The sequence below is a fragment of the Pseudomonas sp. RC10 genome, assembly GCF_038397775.1.
Lineage (GTDB): Bacteria > Pseudomonadota > Gammaproteobacteria > Pseudomonadales > Pseudomonadaceae > Aquipseudomonas > Aquipseudomonas bambusae.
The window spans coordinates 1,991,879-2,015,150 of sequence record NZ_CP151650.1; the positions used below are offsets into that span (position 1 = coordinate 1,991,879).

The following is a 23,272-nucleotide window of genomic DNA, read 5'->3' on the forward strand; positions in this document are numbered from 1 at the left end:
CGCGACGCTGCTGGCGCTGGCCTGGTGGGGCTGGCACAGCGTTGGGCTGGGCGCTCTGCAATTGGGTATGACCTGCTGAGCCTGGGCGTTCTTGGTCGTCCCTAGGCATCGATGACGACAGAGAGTAGCGTGTGGTTTCTAACGCCCGACTCTCTGCCTTGAATGGATGCCGACATGAACCTTCGCTGGATTTCCCTTCCTGTTCTTCTGCTCGCCATGGGCGGTGTCGCCACGGCCGCTGATTGCCCTCCTTTATTACAGGGCGAGCTGCCGAAGCTGCGAGCCAAGCAGGATATCGACCTGTGCAAACAGTTCGCGGGCAAGCCGATGCTGGTGGTGAACACCGCGAGTTTTTGTGGCTTCGCGCCGCAGTTCAAAGGGCTGGAGGCGTTGAATCAACGGTTCAAAGGGCAGGGATTGGAAGTGTTGGGCGTGCCGTCGGATGACTTCAAGCAAGAGTCGGATAACGCCGCCGAGACCGCCAAAGTCTGTTACGTGAATTACGGCGTGACCTTCACCATGACCGAACCGCAGCCGGTGCGGGGCTCAGATGCGATCAACCTGTTCAAGGTGCTGGCGGAACAAAGCAATGCGCCGAAGTGGAATTTCTACAAGTACGTGGTGGACCGGAAGGGGAACGTGGTGGCGAGTTTTTCCAGCATGACCAAACCGGATGATCCTGAGCTGATTTCGGCTGTTGAAAAGGCGATTGCTTCGAAGCCGTGAGGTTTGAGGCTGTGTGTGGATGCGTTGGTTGATGCTGATCGCGGTCCTGCTTTGTAGCAGGACCGTGTCGTTCCCCGATTTCCGGCACGCCGCCGAATCCCTGTGGGAGCGAATTTATTCGCGAATGACGTTCAGGCGATGGAGATGCGCCGAATGTATCGGCTCTTCGCGAATGAATTCGCTGCCACAGTGGGGTCCGTGCACGGGTGCAGGCTCGCACATGGCACACACCGCGAAGATGGCCCATCGCGACACGCTACGCTGCTAGCCGATTTTTCCGATTGACCGCTGGCACCCCTGAACGAAAAACCCCGCATCCATCGCTGGCTGCGGGGTTTTCTGTCTGGCGGACAGGTGATCGGCCTGTCCCGCCAACTGCATCAGAAGCGGTAAGTCAGGCCCAGGCCGAAGCCGTTGGCGCTGTTTTCGTATTTGGCGTTGTACGTTTGACCCAGCGGGCTGACGTCACGAACCTTCACAGGCTCTTCTTTCAAGTAAGAGTAGGCGACATCGATCGTGATGTTGTCGGTAGGGCTGTAACCGGCACCCAGGCTGAAGATGGTCCGATCGCCCGTCGGGATACGCGGAGAACGGTTGTCGTTGTTGGTTGGCGACTGATCGAAGGTCAGACCCGTACGCAGCACCCATGCCTTGTTCAGCTGGTACGACGTGCCGATGGCGTAAGCCCAGGTGTCATGCCAGTTCTGCTCTTCAGTAATGGTGCCGAACAGGCGAGGTGCCAGTGCGCCACCGCTCACGCCCGAGTTCTTGACGGTGATGTCTTGCAGACGGCTCCAGCGGGTCCAGGTCGCACCGGCATAGAGCTTCCACGCATCGTTCATTTTCTGCGTGACCGAGAAGTCCACCGACTCAGGGGTGTCCAGGCTCAATTTGGCGTCATAACGACCTGCGCTCAGCAGGGCAGGCGGTACGCCAGCGCCTGGCGTCACCTCAGTGTGGCCTTCCAGTTTGTAGGTCACTTTGGAGTGGTAGGTCAGACCGAGCGTGGTGGTGTCGGTGGCCTGGACCAGGATACCGGCGTTGAAGCCGTAGCCCACGTCGTCACCTTTGACCTGCACGCGACCGTCGCCCGCAGGACGGCCGGTGATTGGCGCGGTCACGCCGCTCAGGTTCGGGTTGGATTCCAACGCACCGGAGATGCGGTTGATGGTCGGGCCGAAACCGATCGACACTTTATCGTTGAAGGCATAGCTGATGGTTGGCTGGAAGGTCACGACCTTCACGATGCTCTTGCTGCCGAAGTTACGGCCCTGGAAGCTGCTTTCGTAGTCGGTCACCAGGCCGAACGGGGCGTAGACGCCCAGGCCGAATGCCCAGTGATCATCCACAGGATTGACGTAGAAACCCATGGGAACGGCGGTGAACGGCACCATGTCGCCTTTATTGGTACCGGAGCTGCGACCGCTGACATCCTTGATGTCGGTCGACGCATCAATGGCGGCGACACCGACGGTGACTTGTTGGCCCTTGAGGCGCGACATGCCGGCCGGGTTGCCATAAACGATGCTGGCGTCGTCGACGGACGAGGAACGGCCCGCAAAGCCGGTTCCCATGCCGCTGATGCTTTGTTCGTTCAGGGCAAAGCCGGATGCGAAAACTTGGGTGGAGGCAAGAGTGATGGCGAGACTGAGGCTGGATTTGATCATTGTTTTTTTCATTGTTAGAACTCCTTGTTGATCACCGCGCGGAAATTACCAATATTTTTCATAGCGCGCTATAGGCTGGATCACCCGAGTTAGAGCAGTTTTTGTAGGACAATCCGAGTAAACGTGCTGCGATCTCCAGCGAAACCGCTGAGTCACAAAATGGCTGGTTCGCCCTGATATAAAGGGCGAACTGTGGTTTGCCAGGCCGTCATGAAATCCTGCAGGCGGCCCTGAGGCTGAAATATCCTGCGCCAAATACGCGCCATTCCCTTCACATCGGTTTCGGCAGGCAGGGTGAGTCGGCTGGCCTCAACCATCATCCAGGCGATGGCCGTGGAGTATCGAAGGTTGACGGTGAGCTCCAGATCCGGTCCGGTGAGAAATGCATGCTGGCTCGCGAGGCCTCTGACCAGGCTGGCGAGATCGGGGTCTTTGGCCAGGTAGCCATCCCAGAGCTGGTAGTGGCGTGCGTCGGAAATGCCGTAAAGCCCGTGTCCACGCTGTGTGTCCAGCTCTGCGCCCAATGCGGACTGACTGGCGGCGACGGCGAGCAGAAAGGCTTCTGCTCCTGGATGCTGGCGACCGAGATAGATCAGCGTGGGGCGGATCACATAGCGGCGCAATTCACTGGCGGCGATTCCCATAACACCCTCGGGAGGTTAATGAGCCGGCGGACCCTGACGCTTGGCAGCGGAAATGGAATCCGGGCCCACCGGAAGCGGCTCAGACCGCTTGAGTTGAAGCGTAGTCTCATATTTGCGGTGTAATAGACTGTTTTTAAAATATTTCCCGATCTGTAACGCTGTGCATATTTCATCTGGCAATGAACACAGCGGCTTTTTCATATGAAAAACAGGCACAAAAAAGCCCCACCGTTTTAGGGGTGAGGCTTGGCGGGCGTGTTTTTACCCGACGAACGGTATCAGGCGATCAGCGCCTGACGTGTACGGTCGATCACGGCTTGCAGCGGTTCGGCGCTGGAGTACTGATCCGGGTAAAGACGTTCGCTGTGACGGGCGATGCCGTGTTCGTTGACGATGGTGAAGCTGAAGCAGCCTTTGCGGGCGGCCATGATCAGGCAGTCCATCGGAGCAAAGGCATTGGTGAGGGTGCGGATGGCATCCTGAGTCTGGATATGAGTAGTCATGTAATGGTGTTTCCTGAATCGACACGCAATAAGAGGCGTGCAAAATAAAAACGTTCCAGTAAACGCGGGCCGGTGCTCGAAAGCGAGTCAAGGCAGGGCGCAGAACCTGTCTGGAACAAAAGCAGCCAGTGGAAGCGCGGTTATCATGTGGCGCTGGGCTGACTGGTAGGTACGTCGGAGGGCAGGCGACACAACAGGAGCAAAGGTTCGATGCTCGGGGTGAAGATCCTGATCAATTTGCAGGCTGGTTTGAGCAGGCCATGATTGCTTCTCCACACCTCCGATCGTTCGGCAGGCTGTGCGAGTTCATGTCTGGAAACCATCGAGGTGATCGATCCCTTTTTTCATTCCATCTGCAGTTTGGCAAATGTGGATTGAGGGATTTGTTCGATCAGAATTGACTTTCAGCTTGGTACTAACGGCGGCAATGCTATCCGATACGGGGAGACAAAGCAAGTCTGATCCGGAGAGCGCAAATTCGATTTAGCGCAGGTTCAGCCTGAGGAAGGGACTGAATGCTGGCCGTCTGCCTCTTTTCAGACCGATCCTACACGCTTGTGCATGTTTTCGGGGCGGCTATATAGCGATTGGAAATTGACTTGTGCACATTAGATCGGTTAGCTGCCATCTCACTGTCACAATCGGCCCTAACAGCTTGATTTCATGTATCGAATTATTAAGTCAATGAAAATCATCGCTTTTTTTCATTGGTGAAAAAATCGTCAGTTTGAACGCAGGCCCCATTCTGCCTACGTTTGCGGGGGTTCACGGGGCGTTGTCCACTGAGTTATCCACAGGTTCTGTGGATTGTCCCAAGCGCTTGCTCTAGCCCGCGGCTTTGCGAATCCACAACGTGGTGACCACCCGCCTCATCGAATCCTTGATCCTGATCTGACGACAGCGCCGCTTGTGCGCATAATGCCGCCAGCATTGATTGTGGAGTCGGGAAATGTTTATGGCTTTGGACCTCACCAGCCTGTTGCTGGGGTTGGGGGCAGCGGCGGTACCGTTGCTGGCATTGGCGTGGCAGTTGCAACGTCGGATCACCTTGCGCGAAGCGGAGGTCGCGCTGCTCGACGAGCGCTTGAGCAATGCGCAGATGGCACAAGACGGTCTTAATGCTCAGCTCGATGCCTGCCGAGACGAAATCAGCGACCTGGGTCAGGCGAATGCGGTGAAGCAGGCCGATCTGGCCGCATTGCGGCGTGAAGTGGAATTGCTGCGGCAGCAGCACGACGCGGCGCGGTTGGCTCAGGAAGGCTGGGGTCATGAGCGCACGCTCAAAGAAGCCGAGCTGCGTCGGCTGGACGCGCAATGTGCGTCGCTGAGCGCCGAGTTGCGCGAGCAGCAGGAAGGTCATCAGCAGCGGCTGAACGACTTGCAAGGTTCTCGCGATGAATTGAGGGCGCAGTTTGCTGAACTGGCGGGCAAAATCTTCGACGAGCGTGAGCAACGTTTCGCCGAGACCAGCCAACAGCAATTGGGCCAGTTGCTCAACCCACTCAAGGAACGCATCCAGTCCTTCGAAAAGCGCGTGGAAGAAAGCTATCAACAGGAAGCCCGCGAGCGTTTCTCGCTGGGCAAGGAGCTGGAGCGCCTCCAGCTGCTGAACCAGCGCTTGAGCGACGAGGCCACCAACCTGACGCGTGCGCTGAAAGGGCAGAAAACCCAGGGCAACTGGGGCGAGCTGATTCTGGAGCGAGTGCTGGAACATGCCGGGCTGGAAAAAGGCCGCGAGTACCAGACTCAAGTCAGTCTGAAAGGGCCGGATGGCGAACGGTTCCAGCCTGATGTGTTGATCATGCTGCCCGGCGACAAACAGGTGGTGGTGGACGCCAAAGTCAGCCTGACGGCGTATCAGCAGTACGTGTCGGCCGACGATGAAGCGATCGGTCAGGTCGCACTCAAGCAGCATGTGCTTTCGTTGCGCAACCATGTGAAGGGTTTGTCGGGGAAGGATTACAAGCGCCTCGAAGGTCTGCACAGCCTGGATTTCGTGTTGCTGTTTGTGCCCATCGAAGCAGCGTTTTCGGCGGCGTTGCAGGCAGAACCGACCATGTTCCAAGAGGCGTTCGATCGCAACATTGTGATCGTCAGCCCGACGACGCTGTTGGCCACGCTTCGTGTGATCGACAGTTTGTGGAAACAGGAACGCCAGAGCCAGAACGCTCGGGAAATCGCCGAGCGGGCAGGGTGGCTGTACGACAAGTTCGTGCTCTTTATTCAGGACCTCGATGAAGTCGGCAGCCGTTTGCAGCAGTTGGACAAAGCCTACGGTGCGGCGCGCAACAAGCTGGTCGAAGGGCGTGGCAACCTGGTCAGCCGCAGTGAGCAACTCAAACTCTTGGGAGCCAGGGCGAGTAAAAACCTGCCGGCCGACCTGTTGGAGCGAGCCCTCACCGATGAAGACGGCGTCGTGCAGTTGCCGGAGTGATTTGAGGCGATGCTGAACATGTGTGGGAGCGAACTCCAAAGCCGTTGCGAAACGCGGGGCTTTACGCGGACTTAATTGTGGGAGCGAATTCATTCGCGAATGGCCGGGATAGGCGACACATGTCTACCGGCTGGACGATATCTGGAGAGTCCGCTCCCTGCATAAGTGACGCTCACAAGTGAAATTTATAGAGGACAATAAATCTGTAGTTTGTATACATATTAATCATTGGCAACGTTCGGTCCTGAAAACGCACCCCGATCAGGCACCGCTGCACTGTCAGCGGGCGCGAGCGGTCCTCTAAACGATACTGTCTTTCTGCTACTGTCCTCGCTTTCATCCCTTATAAAACCGCTATTTAGCATTCTAATGCGCTCGCTAAAATAGCGATGGCACGCATTCTGCCTATTGGTTCGTATACAACCCGCGCTTGCTCCCGTACGCAGTGTGTTCCACCTCTCTGCCTCGGGAGCCAGCCTGTCCTCTCAGGGAGATATGCGATGACCGAGCCAATGCCCAAGGGCTACAGCCCCCGCCTGTATAACCAGGACCTGGGACCCGTGCCGCAGAAGTGGACGTGGTACAACATTTTTGCGTTCTGGATGAGTGACGTGCACAGCGTGGGCGGTTACGTGTTCGCTGCGAGCCTCTTTGCATTGGGGCTGGCGAGTTGGCAGGTACTGATCGCGCTGCTCTTGGGGATTTGCATGATTCAAGTGATTGCCAACCTGCTGGCCAAACCGAGCCAGCAGGCGGCAGTGCCTTATCCGGTGATCTGTCGGTTGGCGTTCGGCGTTTTCGGCGCGAATATCCCGGCGGTGATTCGCGGCCTGATCGCCGTGGCGTGGTACGGCGTGCAGACTTACCTGGCCTCAAGTGCGTTGATCATCGTGGTTCTGCGATTTTTCCCACAAATGTCGGTCTACGCAGAACCGCATTTCGCAGGGTTGTCCTACCTGGGCTGGTTCGGTTTCCTCGCGCTCTGGCTGGTGCAGGCCGCGGTATTCTGGACCGGCATGGATTCGATTCGACGGTTCATCGACTGGGCAGGGCCGGTAGTCTACGCCGTGATGTTCCTGTTGGCGGGCTGGATCGTCTGGAAAGCCGGTTGGGCCAACATCAGCTTTACGCTGTCCGAGAAGTCTCTGACCGGCTGGGACGCGATGGCCCAGGTGATCATGGCCACTGCGCTGGTGGTGTCTTACTTTTCCGGTCCTACGCTCAATTTCGGTGATTTCAGTCGCTATTGCCGGAGCATGTCCGAGGTGCGTCGCGGCAATTTCTGGGGCCTTCCGGTTAATTTCCTGGCGTTCTCTCTAGTCACGGTCGTCATTGTCTCCGGCACCTTGCCGGTGTTCGGTGAGATGCTGCACGACCCGATTGCCACTGTTGCCCGCATCGACAACAGCGTCGTCGTGCTTTTGGGGGCCTTTGCGTTCGTGACGGCGACCATCGGCATCAACATTGTCGCCAACTTCGTCTCCCCGGCTTTTGACTTCGCCAACGTCGCACCGAGCAAGATCAGCTGGCGTGTGGGTGGGATGATCGCCGCCGTCGCGTCGATCTTCATCACGCCGTGGAACCTCTTCAACAATCCGGCCGTGATCCATTACACCCTGGATGTACTGGCGGCCTTTATCGGCCCCTTGTTTGGCATCCTGCTGGTGGACTATTACCTGATCAAAAAACAGCAGATCGACGTGGATTCGCTGTTCAACGACGGCCCCAGCGGTCGCTACTGGTACACCGGAGGCGTGAATTACACGGCAGTCAAGGCGCTTGTCCTGGCGACCTCGGTGGGCATTGCGATCACGTTCGTACCGGCCTTGCAACCGATGGCGAACTTTGCATGGTTTACCGGATGTTTCTTGGGTGGGGCGTTGTTCTTTGTCTTCGCCCGGCGCACTCAGGCCCATGAATCCGCTGCACTGACGCCTGCCGTGGCCAGCTGATCGGGCGCTTGAGGGAGTGCCGTTGGTCGGGTGAAGGCTGGGGATGGCCGCTTTGAAATGTCTCAACGTAAAGAAAGCGAAAATTTCCTGCCGCGACACTCCGTAGCAGGCGTAAAGTGCGACTTAGCACTATGATCTGCGGTAAGCGGACCAGAAGTTGGCTGCCGGCATTTCCCTGAAGGGGGCGTTATATGAACAGCAAATTGCAAGAATGGCTTCACGATGTAGGTGTTGCTCTCGGCTTGATCGAACGGCCGAAGCTGCAGCCCATTCCCGTTCGCACCGACGATGACCAGCGTCGCCGCCCGCGCCGCTAAGCCTTCGGCCTTCGTCACCTTCGACTGACCCACCCGTGAACAGCGGTGCTATCGCACGATAGCCTGCTCGATTTTTTTCGGCTGTACGTCACCCCTCACGCCCGACCATGGGCGCTTCGCTGTATCCCTCCCTCATCTTTTTCCGTGCTGACGCGTTCAATTCAGTGCGGTTTCCTGTTTTTCATTTGCACGAGAATCAGATCGACAAGGCCCTGCAGCGTCAGTTGGCTGTAATCGGGGTTTTCTGGAAGGTGTGAGAGCTCGGATTTGACGCGAGAGGGTAGGGTGATATTGAAGTCGGTTTGAAGGTCTTCAAAGAAATTGCCAAAGTCCTCTTCGTCCAGAAAGAGTTCGCTCACCATCGGATCGGCTTGTTCCTGGATGATCGATTTGTCGACGAGGATTTTCCCGAGTGTATCGAAAATGTGCTGCTGGATTTCGCTGCGGTCCATGGGGAAGCCTCTGCCTGATTGTGTTCGAACTAACCCCGACTTCATTCACAGAGGTTTGCGGCCTGACAGCTGGATCGTGCTTCGCTCCTTGATATGACCTCGTTGAGGCACATTGCCTCCAGTGCTGTCTTGGCTAAGGCTAGCCTAGATTTCGCCGAGTCGAATGACGGGTTCAAGATGAAATTGTGTAACTGCCCATAAAAAAAGGACGCCCGAAGGCGCCCTTGATCTGTTTCAGTAACGTTACGTCTGGAGCTATTCCCGTCAGACCGCCCGTGCCACGGCTACGGAGCGAGGCGACACAAGGCTGACGACCACGAAACTCACCAAGCCAACCGCCAGGCTGTAGTAGATCGGGGTGTTGGCGTCCAGACCATCCTTGAGCATGAACGCCAGCGCGGTGATGAAGCCCAGGCTCATGCTGGTGATGGCGCCCGCCGTGGTGGCGCGCTTCCAATAGATGGCGCCGATCAGCGGGATCAGCATGCCGCCCACCAACAGGTTGTAGGCCAGGGTCAGCGCGCTGATCACGTCGTTCACCACCAGTGCGATGGCCAACACGACGAGGCCGGTCAAGGCCGTAAACAGGCGGTTGATGCCCAGGCTCGATTGCTTGCCGCCCCGCAGTTTCGGCAGCAGGTCTTCGGTCAGCGTGGTTGATGCGGCGAGCAGGCCAGCGCTGGCGGTAGACATCATCGCGGCCAGTGCAGCGGCGATCACCAGGCCGCGAATGCCGTCCGGCAATGAGGCTTTGACGATGGCGGCAAAGGCCGTGTTGACGTTGGCCAGGTCCGGCAGCAACACGTGAGCGGCCATGCCGATCAGTGCGCAGACCAGGCCGTAGACGATGCAGTACACCCCTGCAACGGAGCCTGCGTACTTGGCGACTTTCTCGGTGCGTGCAGTGAACACGCGTTGCCAGATGTCCTGGCCGATCAGGATGCCGAAGAAGTAGATCAGGAAGTAGGTGATGATCGTGTCCCAGCCGATGGTGGTCCAGCTGAAGCTCGACGCGGGCAGCTTGGCGACCAGTTCGTCCCAGCCACCGACTCGGTACAGGCAGATCGGCAGCAGGATGAACATCAGGCCTACGGTCTTGATCACGAATTGCACGATGTCGGTGAGGGTCAGCGACCACATGCCGCCGATGGTGGAGTACACCACGACCACGCCGCCGCCCAAAATCACCGAGACCCAGAACGGCAGGTCGAACAGCACTTGCATGACCGTGCCGATGGCGAGAATCGAGGTCACGCCAATCATCAGCGCGTAGGCGAGCATGATCACGGCGCTGGCTTGGCGGGCCATGGGGTTGTAGCGTTTTTCGAGGATCTGCGTAACGGTGAAAATGCGCAGTTTGAGCAGTGGTTTGGCGAGGAAGAGGTTCAGCGCGATGATGCCGACGCCCAGCGCGGCACAGAGCCAGAACCCGGAAATGCCGTGGACGTAGCCGAGACGTACGGTGCCGACAGTAGAGGCGCCGCCCAGCACGGTGGCGGCCATGGTGCCCATGTACAAGCTAGGGCCGAGGTTGCGTCCGGCAACGAGGTAGTCTTCGTGGGTCTTGGCCTTGCGCATGCCGTACCAGCCCAGTACCAGCATGCCGGCCGCGTAAATCAGCACGACGAAAATATCTAAAGCCATGGAGGTGTCTCCGATCATTGTTTTTATAGTGAGTCGCGAATCATCCGGCTGAAGTGACGCAGGCAGTCAGCGGGTGAGTTTGTTATTCAGTTGAACCAAGAACATGGGGTATGCGCTGGACCTGTAGGAGCGAACTCATTCGCGAGAGGCCGGTACGGACGATGCATCTCTAACGTCTGTACCCTTTTCCCGAATGAATTCGCTCCTACAGAGGGCCCGGGTTTCGCCAGCAAACCCCAGCAAAAGGCAAACTCCGAGCGTTACCGGTGAACAACCCCCGGCAGCACGCACAACATCTCGTACAGCAGGTTGGCCCCCAGCAGTGAGGTGTTGCCGGTGGTGTCGTACGGTGGCGAAACTTCCACCAGGTCGCAGCCGATCAGATCCAGCCCTTGGCACCCGCGGATGATTTCGATGGCCTGAATGGTGGTCAGGCCGCCGATTTCAGGGGTCCCGGTGCCTGGCGCCCAGGCCGGATCGATGCCATCGATGTCGAAGCTCAGGTACACCGGACCGCCGCCCACTTTCTCGCGCACTTCGGCCATCAGCGGCGCCAGCGACTTGTGCCAGCACTCTTCGGCCTGCACCACGCGGAATCCTTGTTTGCGGCTCCAGTTGAAGTCTTCGGCGGTGTAGCCCTGCGCACGCAGGCCGATCTGCACCACGCGGCCGCAGTCCAGCAAGCCTTCTTCCACGGCGCGACGGAAAGTGGTGCCGTGGGCAATCTTCTCGCCGAACATGTGATCGTTGACGTCCGCGTGGGCGTCGATGTGCACCAGACCGACCTTGCCGTGCTTTTTATGAATGGCACGCAGGATCGGCAGGGTGATGGTGTGGTCACCGCCCAGGGTCAGCGGAATGATGCCGTGTTCGAGGAACCCGTCGTAGGCCTCTTCGATGATGCGCACCGCGTCCAGCAGGTTAAAGGTGTTGATGGCGACGTCGCCGATGTCGGCAACCGACAGCGAATCGAAAGGCGCTGCCCCCGTGGCCATGTTGTAAGGGCGAATCATCACCGATTCAGCGCGGATTTCACGAGGTCCGAAACGGGTGCCTGCCCGCAGCGAGGTGCCGATGTCCAGCGGCACGCCAATGAAGGCGGCATCGAGGCCAGCGGCCGTTTGCAGGTGGGGCAGACGCATCATGGTGGCGATGCCGGCGAAGCGCGGCATTTCGTTGCCGCCCAGTGGTTGGTGGAAAATCTTGTCCACGGGATTGCCTCATCGGTGGGTGATTAATAGTGGTTAGCACTGGGCGGATTCTGCGAACCGAGGGCCTGGTGAACAATCGCTGAGGCAAAATACTTAGTTCAGAGATTTCTGAAGTATCGGGTAAGCTGGCCGTTCTTCGATACCCGGATGCATCATGGCCAGCGCATTACCCGATCTGAAACTGCTGCGTATCTTCACCTGCGTGGTCCGCCATCAGGGCTTTGCCAGTGCGCAGCAAGAATTGAACCTGTCGACCTCCGCGATCAGCACTTACATGAGTCAGCTGGAGTCGACGCTGGGTATCGTGCTGTGCCACCGCGGCCGTGGCGGGTTCAGCCTGACGAGCAAGGGCGAGCTGTTTCATCAGGAAACCCTGCGCCTGCTAGGGGAGCTGGAAGGCTTTGAACTTTACGCAGCCGCACTCAAGGGCGAACTGCGCGGGACGCTGAATCTGGGGGTGCTGGACTCCACCGTCAGCGACCGGGCGTTGCCGTTCGCCGAAGTGATCGGGGCGTACAGCGAAGAGCATCCGGCGGTGCATTTGCACCTCTCGGTCATGAGCCCTTACGAGTTGCAATTGGGGGTCCTGGATAACCGGCTGGATTTGGCGATCGGCTCGTTTTCCACCCGCATGAACGGCTTGCTGTATCAGCCGCTGTACCGCGAACAGCACTGGCTGTATTGCAGCAATCGGCATCCGCTGTTCAACGAGCGGCGCATTCCGGAGCCGGTGATCACCCAGCAACGCATGGTCGGTCGTGGTTATTGGAGTCAGGCGGAACTGGCGCGACACGGCTTCAAGCACAGCGCTGCGACGGTGGAGAGTATGGAGGCCCAGCTGATTCTGGTGCTTTCCGGTGCGTACATCGGCTATTTACCCGAGCATTACGCACAATCCTGGGTCGACTCCGATCACCTGCGCGTGCTGTTGCCTGCCACATTTGGCTATCAGGCGCCGTTCTCGATGATCCTGCGTCGGGGCCGCAGTCGCGAGCCGTTGATTCAGACGTTCCGTGACCTGCTCAAAGCCCAGCTCAACCCGCTCTAGGAGGGCCCGAACATGTCCCGTGCCCGTTGCGACCGCTGTCATCGCCCTCAAGAACATTGCCTCTGCGCGCTGATTCCCCGTCTGGACAGCCGCACTCGCGTGCTGATTTTGCAACATCCCAGTGAGGTCAATCACGCGCTGAACACGGCGCGACTGGCGGCGTTGGGGCTGAGCAATGCGCAGTTGGTGGTGGGGGAGGTGTTCGAAGGGTTGGCGGACCTGTTGAACGTGCCGGGTTATCAGGCCCGGCTGTTATTTCCCGGCGAAGAGGCTGTGGCGCTCACGGCCCAGACGTCGGATTCGTTGCCCACGTTGCTGGTGGTGCCCGACGGCACATGGCGCAAGGCCCGCAAGTTACTGCACTTGAACCCGCTGTTGGCGGCGCTGCCGAGGGTCACGCTGGAAAACATGCCGTCATCCCGTTACCGCTTGCGCAAGGCGCCGGGGCCGGATGCGTTGTCGACGCTGGAAGCGATCACCCACGCCCTGCACACGCTGGAACCGGATCGTTCATTTGCGGCGTTGTTGCGGCCGTTCGAGGCTTTGATCGAAGGACAAATCGCGGCGATGGGTGAAGACACCTTTCGCCGCAATCACCGCTGACCGTCAGCCATTCAACGACGTTGGCGGCTCGGACGAAGACAGCTGCCCGGCCTGCATGCGCCGAATATAGGCGTCGGTTTCCCGCTCGGCGTCTTCCTTGGTGAAGAAGGGGCCTTCAAGGGTATTTTCGCGGGTACTGAAGAAATACATGCCGTTGACGCGGGAGACGCGGTCGCTGCGGAAACGCACCGCGGTCTCGGGGTCTTGCTCACGCTTGCTCAACATAGCCTTCTCCGGTCTGGGAGTCTGTTCGGAAACGATTCAGGACGGCTAAACCTGGGGGTACGACAGCCAAATGACGTTTCCACAGCGTGAGACGGAAAGGTTGGCTGAACGTTCGATACTTTACTCCAAAGAATGCGGCGGGTCAGGTGGGAATGCGTTGGCTGACCTAGCGCGAAAGCGGCGGATGGGTCAACAGATGCCCCATTGACCCACCCCAAAAACACCCTCAGCGCTTACCCAACGCCTCGGCCTGATGAATCCACTGCTGGCGCTGTTCTTCCGTGGCCGTCCTGACCGGCGAAAACTCCGTCAAGCGCGTGGTCTTGATCCCGCAGAATTCCAGAATCGCGTGCTTGATCTGACGATGGGCAGGCGCCTTGAACACCCAGCGGAAGTACCGCGAAGGCGTGTCCAGCGTCACCAGCATTTCTGCGGTTCGGCCCTTGAGCAGTTCGTTGGACGGGTGATGACGGCCGTGGGCTTTGAACGCGAAACCGGGCATGAACACGCGCTCGAAGAAGCCGCTCAGCAGGCTCGGCAGCCCGCCCCACCAGACCGGGTAGACGAACACCAGATGCTGCGCCCAGTGAATCTCGCGCTGGGCTTCCAGCAGGTCGTGTTCCAGTGTCTGGCTGGAGGCATAACCGTTGTGCAGCGTCGGGTCGAAGTCCAGTTCTTCCAGCTTGAGCACCCGCACCACGTGGCCTTGGCTGCGTGCGCCTTGGGCGTACGCATCGCCCAGGGCGTGGCAGAGGCTTATGGTCTTCGGCGAACCGATGACCATCAGGATGCGTTTGCCATAGCCTTCCAGTGGCGTGGCGCCGCTGATCGGCTCAGCCATTGCTGCCGGCCTCCAGCATCTTCTCGGGACGTACCCACGCGTCGAACTCGGCGTCGGTGAGGAACCCCAACTGCAAGGCCGCTTCGCGCAAGGTCAAACCTTCGCTGTACGCCTTCTTGGCGATCTGCGCCGACTTGTCGTAGCCGATGTGCGGATTCAGTGCCGTCACCAGCATCAGGCCGCGTTCCAGGTGCTCGGCCATCTTGCCCGCGTCCGGCTCCATGCCCGCGATGCAATGCTCGTTGAAGTTGCGGCAGCCATCGCCCAGCAGGCGGATCGATTGCAGCAGGTTGTGGATGATCACCGGCTTGAACACGTTCAGTTGCAGGTGACCCTGACTCGCCGCGAACGAGATGGTGGTGTCGTTGCCCATCACCTGACAGGCCAGCATCGACAGCGCTTCGCATTGGGTCGGGTTGACCTTGCCCGGCATGATCGAACTCCCCGGTTCATTGGCGGGCAGCTTGACCTCGGCCAGACCGGCGCGCGGGCCGGAACCGAGCAGGCGCAGGTCGTTGGCGATTTTCATCAGCGTCACGGCGAGGGTTTTCAGCGCGCCAGAGAGGGCCGTCAGTGGCTCATGCCCCGCCAGTGCAGCGAACTTGTTCGGTGCCGTCACGAACGGCAGGCCCGACAACGCTGCCAATTCAGCGGCCACGGCTTCAGCGAAGCCATGGGGCGAGTTCAGGCCCGTGCCGACGGCGGTGCCGCCTTGCGCCAGTTCGCAGACAGCGGGGAGGGCGGCGCGAATGCTTTTTTCCGCGTACTCCAACTGCGCGACGTAGGCCGACAGTTCCTGGCCGAAGGTGATCGGCGTGGCATCCATCATGTGGGTGCGACCGGTTTTCACCAGCTTCATGTGGCGCGAGGACTGCTCGGCGATGCCTGCAGACAGCTCGGCAATCGCGGGCAGCAACTGCTCTTTGACGGCTTGGGCGGCGGCGATGTGCATCGCTGTCGGGAAACAGTCGTTGGAGCTTTGCGAGCGGTTGACGTGATCGTTGGGGTGCACCGGCAGCTTCCCGCCGCGACCCTTGCCGGACAGCTCGTTGGCGCGCCCGGCGATCACTTCGTTGACGTTCATGTTGCTTTGCGTGCCGCTGCCGGTTTGCCACACCACCAGCGGGAACTGGTCGTCGAGCTTGCCACCCAGCACTTCGTCGGCGGACTGTTCGATGAGGCGGGCGATGTCGGCGGGCAAGTCGCCGTTGCGGTCATTGACCCGCGCAGCGGCTTTCTTGATCAGCGCCAGCGCGTGCAGGACCGGCAGTGGCATGCGCTCCTGACCAATGGCGAAATTGATCAGCGAACGTTGGGTTTGCGCCCCCCAGTAAGCGTCTTCAGGGACTTCGATCGGACCTATGCTATCGGTTTCGGTACGGCTCACTGGACTCACTCCTTAAGATCGAAATAGCGCAGTTTAGTACCCCGCAGCCCGGTTCGGTTCCCGCTAACGGCTGCGCGGCAAGGACAAGAGTGGCCAGTGTGCGACAAAAGGGCGAGCGGGGTCGTGTGAAACCTTTGCTGCCTTCGATTGTCGTCCTGAGCCGATTCGACCGCTCGTAGCGCCGGGGGTTGAGCGCAGCACGGAAAGGGGCGCAGAATGTGCGGCCTTGGGGTTCAGCCTCGCCTGCTAGATAAGGAAACTCGATGACCCGTCTTCGCGCCATCTGTGCTGCGGTCGCTCTGGTATGTGCCAGCGGCCAGGCTCTTGCTGCCACCGCCAGCCACGAGGCCAGTGCTGTTGCGTTCCTCAAACTGGCTCACGCCGATCAGTTGGGTGCGCCGATCTACATGCAAGCGCAGCAAATGTTCGCCCAGCGTTTCGCCGAAACCAAAGCGCCAGATTCCAAGAAAGCCGTGCTGGAAAAATACCAGGCCCAGGCCAACGCCGCGCTGGACAAGGCCATTGGCTGGGACAAGCTGCAGCCTGACATGGTCAAGCTCTACACCGACAACTTCAGCGAGCAAGAGCTGAAAGATCTGGTGGCCTTCTATCAGTCGCCGCTGGGCAAGAAAGTCCAGGCCAAGATGCCGCAGATCAGCCAGCAATCGTTCCAGATGACCCAGGACAAGCTGCAACCGGCCGTGCCTGTGGTGACCGGTCTGCTGGAGTCCATGACCAAGGAACTGGTGCCAGCCGGTGCAGCCGGCAAGGGTACCGCCCCGGCAGCCCCTGCCAAGAAGCCATAAGCGAAGCCTGACATGAGCATGCAACAGCGAATCGAATCCGCGTTGACGGTCTTTCAGCCCGACTACCTCCAGGTGCTCAATGAAAGCCACATGCACAGTCGCGGCACGGACACTCACTACAAGGCCGTGGTGGTCAGCGAGCAGTTCGCTGGCCTCAACGCCGTCAAGCGCCACCAGAAGGTCTACGGCCTGCTCGGTGGCCTGATGGGTGAGTTCCATGCCTTGGCGCTGCACACCTACACCCCGGAAGAGTGGGCGAAAATCGGCGCTGCGCCTGCGTCGCCGACCTGTGCCGGGGGGCATGATTGATTTCCCGTTTCGAGCGATGATCACCGCACTCATCGCGAGCAAGCTCACTCCTACAGGTATGTGTACGTTCCTGTAGGAGTGAGCTTGCTCGCGATAGCGGTAGTTCGGGCAATCCTGATGCCTTGCATGCCTTCGCCGCTCGTTATTGACCTGCATCAATTCCCCACCGATCACCCGCCCTGTCTGCTGACCTCTGATTTTTGCTAGAATCCGCGCCGCGTTGCCCGGTCGGCACGTGTTCATCTGAATTTTTTATCCGGTAGGCCCTTTGCGAGGGTCACCACCTGGAGACGCAACATGACCCAAACCGCACCCATCGTCGTCGCGGCGCTGTACAAATTCGTCACCCTCTCGGACTACGTCGAACTGCGTGAGCCCCTGCTTAACGCCATGGTCGACAACGGCATCAAAGGCACCCTGCTGATTGCCGAAGAAGGCATCAACGGCACCGTTTCCGGCAGCCGTGAAGGCATCGACGGCCTGCTGGCCTGGCTCAAGAACGACCCGCGCATGATCGACATCGACCACAAAGAGTCGTACTGCGACGAGCAGCCGTTCTACCGCACCAAGGTCAAGCTCAAGAAAGAGATCGTGACCCTGGGCGTCGAAGGCGTCGACCCGAACAAGGCCGTGGGCACCTATGTCGAGCCGCAGGACTGGAATGCACTGATCGCCGACCCGGAAGTGCTGCTGATCGACACCCGCAACGACTACGAAGTGTCCATCGGCACCTTCGAAGGCGCAATCGACCCGAAGACCACGAGCTTTCGTGAGTTCCCGGAGTACATCAAGGCCAACTTCGATCCTTCGAAGCACAAGAAGGTCGCGATGTTCTGCACCGGCGGCATTCGCTGTGAAAAGGCCTCCAGCTACATGCTCGGCGAGGGGTTCGAAGAGGTTTATCACCTCAAGGGCGGTATCCTCAAATACCTCGAAGAAGTCCCGCAGGAAGAAAGTCAGTGGCGCGGCGACTGCTTCGTGTTCGACAATCGCGTGACCGTGCGCCATGACCTGACCGAAGGTGACTACGATCAGTGCCATGCCTGCCGCACCCCGATCAGCGCCGAAGACCGCGCCAGCGAGCACTACTCGCCCGGTGTCAGCTGCCCGCATTGCTGGGACACGCTGAGCGAGAAGACCCGCCGCAGCGCCATCGACCGGCAGAAGCAGATCGAGCTGGCGAAGGCGCGCAATCAGCCGCACCCGATCGGCCGCAACTACCGTTTGCTGGACGCGCAGCCTGACGAAACGCATACGAACGAGGCCTGATCCCATGAACACCCGCCTGCTTTATGTAATGGACCCGATGTGCTCCTGGTGCTGGGGCTTTGCCCCCGTGGCCGAGGCCCTGGTCGAGCAGGCGAGTGCGGCCGGGGTGCCGTTGCATCTGGTGGTGGGCGGTTTGCGCACCGGCAGCGGCGCGGCCCTTGAACCGACCACCAAGCGTTACATTCTCGAACACTGGCACGCGGTGCAGGACACCACGGGCCAAGCCTTCAAATTTGAAGATGCCTTGCCGGACGGGTTCGTCTACGACACCGAACCGGCCTGTCGCGCCATCGTCGCGGCGCGCAGCCTGGCGCCGGACATCGCGTGGAAACTGGTGAAGGAAATTCAGCAGGCGTTCTACCTGCAAGGCCGCGACACGACCAGCGCCTCGGTGCTAGCCGAGCTGGCTGAAAACGCCGGGCTGCCTCGCATTGAATTCGCCGAGGCCTTCGACAGCGCCGAACAGCACGCCGCGACGGCCTCGGATTTTTCGTGGGTACAAGACCTCGGCATCGCCGGGTTCCCGACCCTGCTGGCCGAGCGTGACGGCCAGCTCGCGTTGCTGACCAACGGCTATCAACCTCTGGAGACACTGGCGCCATTGCTCAGCCGTTGGCTGGAGCGCGCCACCCGTGCGTGATGACGTCGAGATAGAACGCCCACTGCCCACTGCCGAGAACCCGCTGGCTCAGGTCGATCGCCTCGACTGGGCGCAGATCCGCGCACTCGCGCTGCATCACAAGAAGGCCCTGTGGATCGCCAATGGCGTGGCCGTCCTGGCGGTGCTGTGTTCGGTGCCGATCCCTCTCTTGCTGCCGTTGCTGGTGGACGAAGTCCTGCTGGGCAAAGGCGATGCCGCGCTGCTGTTCATGCAGCGCTTCCTGCCGGACAGCCTGCACAAACCGGTGGGTTACATCGGGCTGATGCTAATTGCGACTTTGTGCCTACGACTCGGGGCGCTGGTGTTCAACGTGATTCAGGCGCGCTCGTTCGCCGGGCTGGCCAAGGACATCGTCTACCGCATCCGCATACGCCTGATCGAACGTTTGAAGCGGATTTCCCTTGGCGAATACGAAAGCCTGGGCAGCGGCACGGTGACGGCGCACTTGGTAACCGACCTGGACACGCTGGACAAATTCGTCGGCGAAACCCTGAGCAAATTCCTCGTCGCCATGCTCACCCTGACCGGCACCGCCGCGATTCTGGTGTGGATGCACTGGCAACTGGCGCTGCTGATTCTGTTGTTTAACCCGCTGGTGATCTTCGCCACGGTCAAACTGGGCAAGCGGGTCAAACACCTCAAGAAACTGGAAAACGACAGCACCTCGCGGTTCACTCAGGCGCTGACGGAAACCCTCGATGCCATTCAGGAAATCCGAGCGGGCAATCGCCAGGGCTATTTTCTCGGGTTGCTCGGTGGGCGCGCCCGGGAAGTGCGGGACTATGCCGTGGCGTCGCAGTGGAAAAGCGATGCGTCGAGCCGCGCCAGCGGGCTGTTGTTTCAGTTCGGCATCGACATTTTCCGCGCCGCCGCGATGCTCACCGTGCTGTTTTCCGACCTGTCGATCGGCCACATGCTCGCGGTGTTCAGCTACCTGTGGTTCATGATCGGGCCGGTGGAGCAACTGCTGAACCTGCAATACGCGTTTTATGCCGCAGGCGGTGCGCTGACCCGGATCAACGAACTGCTGGCTCGCGCCGACGAGCCGCAGTACGAGGGCGGTGTGAACCCGTTCGCGGGGCGCGACACCGTCAGTATCGATGTTCACGGTGTGTGCTTTGGCTACAACGAAGAGCGCGTGCTGGACCAACTCGACCTGTCCATCCAGCCTGGCGAAAAGGTCGCCATCGTCGGCGCCAGTGGTGGAGGCAAAAGCACGTTGGTGCAGCTGTTGCTGGGGCTTTACAGTCCGCAATCCGGGACGATCCGCTTTGGCGGCGCACGCCTCGAAGACATCGGTCTGGAAACGGTGCGTGAAAACGTCGCCATCGTGCTGCAGCATCCGGCGCTGTTCAACGATACGGTCCGCGCCAACCTCTCAATGGGCCGCGAGCGCACCGACGAGGCCTGTTGGCAAGCGCTGGGAATCGCTCAACTGGACGCCACGATTCGCGCCTTGCCGCTCGGGCTGGACAGCGTCGTCGGGCGTTCCGGCGTGCGGCTGTCCGGTGGGCAACGGCAGCGACTGGCCATTGCTCGCATGGTGCTGGCCGACCCCAAGGTGGTCATTCTCGACGAAGCCACCTCAGCGTTGGACGCGGCGACCGAGTACAACCTTCATCAAGCCCTGAACCGCTTCCTCAGCGGTCGAACGACGCTCATCATTGCCCACCGTCTGTCTGCCGTTAAGCAAGCCGATCGAGTATTAGTCTTCGACGGTGGTCGAATTGCTGAAGACGGCGACCACCAGCAGCTCATTGCCGATGGCGGCCTCTATGCACGGCTGTATGGGCACCTGCAACAGCTCTGATACAGCTGGTCGGTTTTTCACACATGTTGTCTCAAATGGCGTATCGCCACTGGAACACGTCAATTCTTGGGCTACGCTTGAGCGCTGTGTTCAATGAAAATGTGAAAAGCGTCATATTTACGTCTCTCGCTTCTCCGAGTGCCGCTTAACCGGCTATCTTGAAGGGGCGAGAGTTGACCGCTGCATCGTGGAAAATTAGCCGAGTTTCTTGAGCTTCAGGCAGGCGCCTGGGCCGGGGAAGTGAGTATCTGGCAGTGCTGATGAAAGGGACACCATGAAGCAAAAGCGGATTCTCGAGAAGCCCCGTCTTCTGGGCATCGTTTGGCCATTTATCGCTGTGGTGCTGTTACAGGCGCTCTTGGGTTGCGTCAGCCTTTATATGATGTCGGCGGTGCGCAGCTACGTGGGTGGAGAGAGTCTCTGGTCCAAAGGGCAAAAGGACGCCATTTATTACCTGAACCTCTACGCCAACAGCCGCGACGAACTCAATTATCAGAAATACCAGAAAGCCATCGCCATTCCTCAGGGCGGCCACGACCTACGGGTCGCGATGGATCAACCCGAACCGGACATTGCCCGCGCCAACGCGGGGATTCTGCAGGGTGGTAACCATCCCGACGATGCTCAGGGCATCATCTGGCTCTACCTGAATTTCCGCCATTTCAGCTACCTGGAAAAAGCCATCGACCTGTGGAAGATCGGCGACAGCTATCTGGTGCAACTGGATGAAGTCGCCCATGAAATGCATGGGCGCATTGTCGATGGCAGTGCCACCAACGCCGACGTGATGGAGTGGCGACACCGGATCAACGCCATCAACGAGGCCGTCACCCCTGCCGCGATGGCGTTCAGCGATGCCCTCGGAGAAGGTTCGCGGGTCATCTTGCGGATTCTGGTAGTGGTCAACCTGACCACCGCGATTTTCCTGATTCTGCTCGCGCTCCTGCGCACTCACAAATTGCTGGAGCAACGCCATGCATTTGCGCTTGCTCTGCAGACCGAGAAGGAGCGCGCGCAAATTACGCTGGAGTCCATTGGCGACGGGGTTATCACCACCGATGTCGACGGCTCCATTGCCTACATGAACCCCGCTGCCGAACAAATGACGCACTGGAAGACCGGGCAGGCCACCGGTCTGCCGCTGGCCGCGCTGTTCAACCTGATCGATGAGAACGACCAAAAAGAGAGCGCGACACTCATCGACCACATTCTCAGCGGCAAACTGGGCGGTGGCAGCGAAAACGCCAAATTGATCCAGCGTCTGGATGGCAGCACGGTCTCGGTCGCGCTGGTGGGCTCGCCGATTCGCACCGAGGGCAAAGTCAGCGGCGCCGTGCTGGTCTTGCACGACATGACCCAAGAGCGGCAGTACATCGCCAACCTGTCGTGGCAGGCGACCCATGATGCGTTGACCGGGCTGGCTAACCGTCGTGAATTCGAGTACCGGCTGGAGCTGGCGTTAAGCGGTCTCGGGCATCATCCGGGCAATCATGCCGTTATGTTCCTCGATCTGGATCAGTTCAAGCTGGTCAACGACACCAGCGGCCACGCAGCGGGCGATGAATTGCTCAGGCACATCTGCGCCTTGCTGCAACAGGGGATTCGCGAAGGCGACACCTTGGCGCGGCTGGGCGGTGACGAGTTCGGCATTCTGCTGGAGCATTGCGCGCCCGACGCGGCGGAGCGAATCGCTGAAGGCCTGCGTCAGACCGTGGAAAGCCTGCACTTCGTGTGGAAGGGGCGTCCGTTCGTGACCACCGTCAGCGTGGGGATGGTGCACATTTCCGACACGCCGACGACCCTGGAAGCCTCGCTGCGCTCCGCCGACATGGCGTGCTACATGGCCAAGGAAAAAGGCCGGAACCGGGTGCAGGTGTATCACGACGACGATTCGGAGCTTTCCACGCGCTTTGGTGAAATGGCCTGGATTCAACGCCTGCACATGGCACTGGACGACAACCGTTTCTGCCTGTACTCGCAGGAAATTGCGCCGTTAAGCCGTGAGGCGGCCCATGGCAATGGCCACGTGGAGATCCTGCTGCGGTTGCGTGACGAATCCGGTCGCCTGATCCTGCCCGACAATTTCATCCCTGCTGCCGAGCGCTACGGCATGATGACCACCCTGGATCGCTGGGTGGTGCAGAACGTTTTCAAGATCATCTCCGAGTGCTTGAGTGACAATCACCGCAAGGGCCCGATGGCGGTCTGTGCAATCAATTTGTCCGGCACCAGTATTGGCGATGATGCCTTCCTCGAATATTTGCGACAGCAGTTCCAAATCTACGCAATTCCTCCTGAACTTATCTGTTTCGAGATCACCGAAACCAGTGCGATCGCCAATTTGGGCAGTGCTATTCGGTTTATTAACGAACTCAAAAGTCTGGGATGCCGCTTTTCTCTGGATGACTTCTGTGCAGGCATGTCGTCATTCGCTTACTTGAAGCATTTGCCTGTGGATTTCTTGAAGATTGATGGCAGTTTCGTAAAAGACATGCTCGACGATCCGGTCAACCGGGCGATGGTGGAAGTGATCAACCATATCGGGCACGTGATGGGCAAACAGACGATCGCTGAGTTCGTCGAAAGCCCCCAGATAGAGCAGGCGTTATTGGAAATCGGTGTGGACTACGCTCAGGGGTATGTGATTGAGCGACCGCAATTATTCACCTGTGAATGTCTGCACGCACGGCCCGCGAGGCAGACCCCAATGTTATTCAGCGCACCCGGGACTTTTCGCTGAATAACCCGATGCAACACAAACAT

The 23,272-nt window shown here is 59.3% G+C and carries 21 protein-coding genes; 12 read left to right on the forward strand and 9 right to left on the reverse strand.

Annotation, left to right across the window (positions count from 1 at the left end):
• Positions 1 to 174: 174 nt before the first annotated feature.
• Positions 175 to 726: a glutathione peroxidase gene (locus tag AAEO81_RS09280; RefSeq protein WP_341963054.1), complete on the forward strand. Its 552-nt coding sequence runs from the start codon at positions 175 to 177 to the stop codon at positions 724 to 726.
• Positions 727 to 1,106: 380 nt separating this feature from the next.
• Here the strand turns inward: AAEO81_RS09280 and AAEO81_RS09285 are convergent, their stop codons facing one another.
• The 3 genes from AAEO81_RS09285 to AAEO81_RS09295 all read right to left on the reverse strand — a co-directional run bounded on the left by AAEO81_RS09285 (position 1,107) and on the right by AAEO81_RS09295 (position 3,540).
• Positions 1,107 to 2,405 carry an outer membrane protein transport protein gene (locus tag AAEO81_RS09285; protein ID WP_341963056.1) on the reverse strand — a complete coding sequence of 433 codons (1,299 nt, stop codon included), beginning with the start codon at positions 2,403 to 2,405 and terminating at the stop codon, positions 1,107 to 1,109.
• Positions 2,406 to 2,545: 140 nt separating this feature from the next.
• Positions 2,546 to 3,037, reverse strand: a complete 492-nt coding sequence (locus AAEO81_RS09290; RefSeq protein WP_341963057.1) for a hypothetical protein — start codon at positions 3,035 to 3,037, stop codon at positions 2,546 to 2,548.
• Between the two features lie 278 nt (positions 3,038 to 3,315).
• On the reverse strand, positions 3,316 to 3,540 hold the full coding sequence (locus AAEO81_RS09295; protein WP_166596652.1) for a hypothetical protein: 225 nt from the start codon (positions 3,538 to 3,540) through the stop codon (positions 3,316 to 3,318).
• 1,069 nt (positions 3,541 to 4,609) lie between these two features.
• Between AAEO81_RS09295 and rmuC the strand changes: the two genes are divergently transcribed.
• From rmuC to AAEO81_RS09310, 3 genes are all read left to right on the forward strand, one after another.
• Entirely contained in the window at positions 4,610 to 5,974 is a 1,365-nt protein-coding gene (rmuC, locus tag AAEO81_RS09300) for a DNA recombination protein RmuC (protein WP_341964507.1), read from the forward strand.
• 500 nt (positions 5,975 to 6,474) lie between these two features.
• Entirely contained in the window at positions 6,475 to 7,926 is a 1,452-nt protein-coding gene (locus AAEO81_RS09305) for an NCS1 family nucleobase:cation symporter-1 (protein WP_341963058.1), read from the forward strand.
• A gap of 191 nt (positions 7,927 to 8,117) precedes the next feature.
• On the forward strand, positions 8,118 to 8,243 hold the full coding sequence (locus tag AAEO81_RS09310) for a PA1414 family protein (protein WP_256665300.1): 126 nt from the start codon (positions 8,118 to 8,120) through the stop codon (positions 8,241 to 8,243).
• Between the two features lie 161 nt (positions 8,244 to 8,404).
• Here AAEO81_RS09310 and AAEO81_RS09315 read toward each other — a convergent pair whose 3' ends face one another.
• The 3 genes from AAEO81_RS09315 to speB all read right to left on the reverse strand — a co-directional run bounded on the left by AAEO81_RS09315 (position 8,405) and on the right by speB (position 11,550).
• Positions 8,405 to 8,695 carry a hypothetical protein gene (locus AAEO81_RS09315; RefSeq protein WP_341963059.1) on the reverse strand — a complete coding sequence of 97 codons (291 nt, stop codon included), beginning with the start codon at positions 8,693 to 8,695 and terminating at the stop codon, positions 8,405 to 8,407.
• Positions 8,696 to 8,959: 264 nt separating this feature from the next.
• Positions 8,960 to 10,339 (reverse strand): sodium:solute symporter, encoded by a 1,380-nt coding sequence (locus AAEO81_RS09320; protein ID WP_341963060.1) that lies wholly within the window; start codon positions 10,337 to 10,339, stop codon positions 8,960 to 8,962.
• A 260-nt stretch (positions 10,340 to 10,599) separates the two neighbouring features.
• Entirely contained in the window at positions 10,600 to 11,550 is a 951-nt protein-coding gene (speB, locus tag AAEO81_RS09325) for an agmatinase (RefSeq protein ID WP_341963061.1), read from the reverse strand.
• Positions 11,551 to 11,704: 154 nt separating this feature from the next.
• Between speB and AAEO81_RS09330 the strand changes: the two genes are divergently transcribed.
• Together AAEO81_RS09330 and AAEO81_RS09335 are read left to right on the forward strand one after the other, a co-directional pair.
• Positions 11,705 to 12,598, forward strand: coding sequence for a LysR family transcriptional regulator (locus tag AAEO81_RS09330; RefSeq protein WP_341963062.1), 894 nt, complete (start codon positions 11,705 to 11,707; stop codon positions 12,596 to 12,598).
• A 12-nt stretch (positions 12,599 to 12,610) separates the two neighbouring features.
• Complete coding sequence (locus AAEO81_RS09335) at positions 12,611 to 13,201, forward strand: DTW domain-containing protein (protein WP_341963063.1); 591 nt, start codon at positions 12,611 to 12,613, stop codon at positions 13,199 to 13,201.
• 3 nt (positions 13,202 to 13,204) lie between these two features.
• Here AAEO81_RS09335 and AAEO81_RS09340 read toward each other — a convergent pair whose 3' ends face one another.
• The 3 genes from AAEO81_RS09340 to AAEO81_RS09350 all read right to left on the reverse strand — a co-directional run bounded on the left by AAEO81_RS09340 (position 13,205) and on the right by AAEO81_RS09350 (position 15,654).
• Positions 13,205 to 13,426: a DUF6316 family protein gene (locus tag AAEO81_RS09340; RefSeq protein WP_166596659.1), complete on the reverse strand. Its 222-nt coding sequence runs from the start codon at positions 13,424 to 13,426 to the stop codon at positions 13,205 to 13,207.
• Positions 13,427 to 13,652: 226 nt separating this feature from the next.
• On the reverse strand, positions 13,653 to 14,267 hold the full coding sequence (locus tag AAEO81_RS09345) for an NAD(P)H-dependent oxidoreductase (protein ID WP_341963064.1): 615 nt from the start codon (positions 14,265 to 14,267) through the stop codon (positions 13,653 to 13,655).
• On the reverse strand, positions 14,260 to 15,654 hold the full coding sequence (locus tag AAEO81_RS09350; protein WP_341963065.1) for a class II fumarate hydratase: 1,395 nt from the start codon (positions 15,652 to 15,654) through the stop codon (positions 14,260 to 14,262). The genes AAEO81_RS09345 and AAEO81_RS09350 overlap by 8 nt, the downstream gene beginning before the upstream one ends.
• 263 nt (positions 15,655 to 15,917) lie before the next feature.
• On the opposite strand from AAEO81_RS09350, the gene AAEO81_RS09355 reads away from it, so the two are divergent.
• The 6 genes from AAEO81_RS09355 to AAEO81_RS09380 all read left to right on the forward strand — a co-directional run bounded on the left by AAEO81_RS09355 (position 15,918) and on the right by AAEO81_RS09380 (position 23,249).
• The gene (locus tag AAEO81_RS09355; RefSeq protein ID WP_166596662.1) at positions 15,918 to 16,460 is read left to right on the forward strand and encodes a DUF2059 domain-containing protein; all 543 of its coding nucleotides are present in this window, start codon (positions 15,918 to 15,920) and stop codon (positions 16,458 to 16,460) included.
• A 12-nt stretch (positions 16,461 to 16,472) separates the two neighbouring features.
• Positions 16,473 to 16,769, forward strand: a complete 297-nt coding sequence (locus tag AAEO81_RS09360) for a BolA family protein (RefSeq protein ID WP_341963066.1) — start codon at positions 16,473 to 16,475, stop codon at positions 16,767 to 16,769.
• Positions 16,770 to 17,066: 297 nt separating this feature from the next.
• Positions 17,067 to 18,038 (forward strand): rhodanese-related sulfurtransferase, encoded by a 972-nt coding sequence (locus AAEO81_RS09365; RefSeq protein WP_341963067.1) that lies wholly within the window; start codon positions 17,067 to 17,069, stop codon positions 18,036 to 18,038.
• Between the two features lie 37 nt (positions 18,039 to 18,075).
• Positions 18,076 to 18,678, forward strand: a complete 603-nt coding sequence (locus tag AAEO81_RS09370) for a DsbA family protein (protein ID WP_341964508.1) — start codon at positions 18,076 to 18,078, stop codon at positions 18,676 to 18,678.
• Positions 18,679 to 18,721: 43 nt separating this feature from the next.
• Positions 18,722 to 20,509 (forward strand): ABC transporter ATP-binding protein, encoded by a 1,788-nt coding sequence (locus AAEO81_RS09375; RefSeq protein ID WP_341964509.1) that lies wholly within the window; start codon positions 18,722 to 18,724, stop codon positions 20,507 to 20,509.
• Positions 20,510 to 20,783: 274 nt separating this feature from the next.
• Complete coding sequence (locus AAEO81_RS09380) at positions 20,784 to 23,249, forward strand: EAL domain-containing protein (RefSeq protein WP_341963068.1); 2,466 nt, start codon at positions 20,784 to 20,786, stop codon at positions 23,247 to 23,249.
• The last annotated feature ends 23 nt before the right edge of the window (positions 23,250 to 23,272 follow it).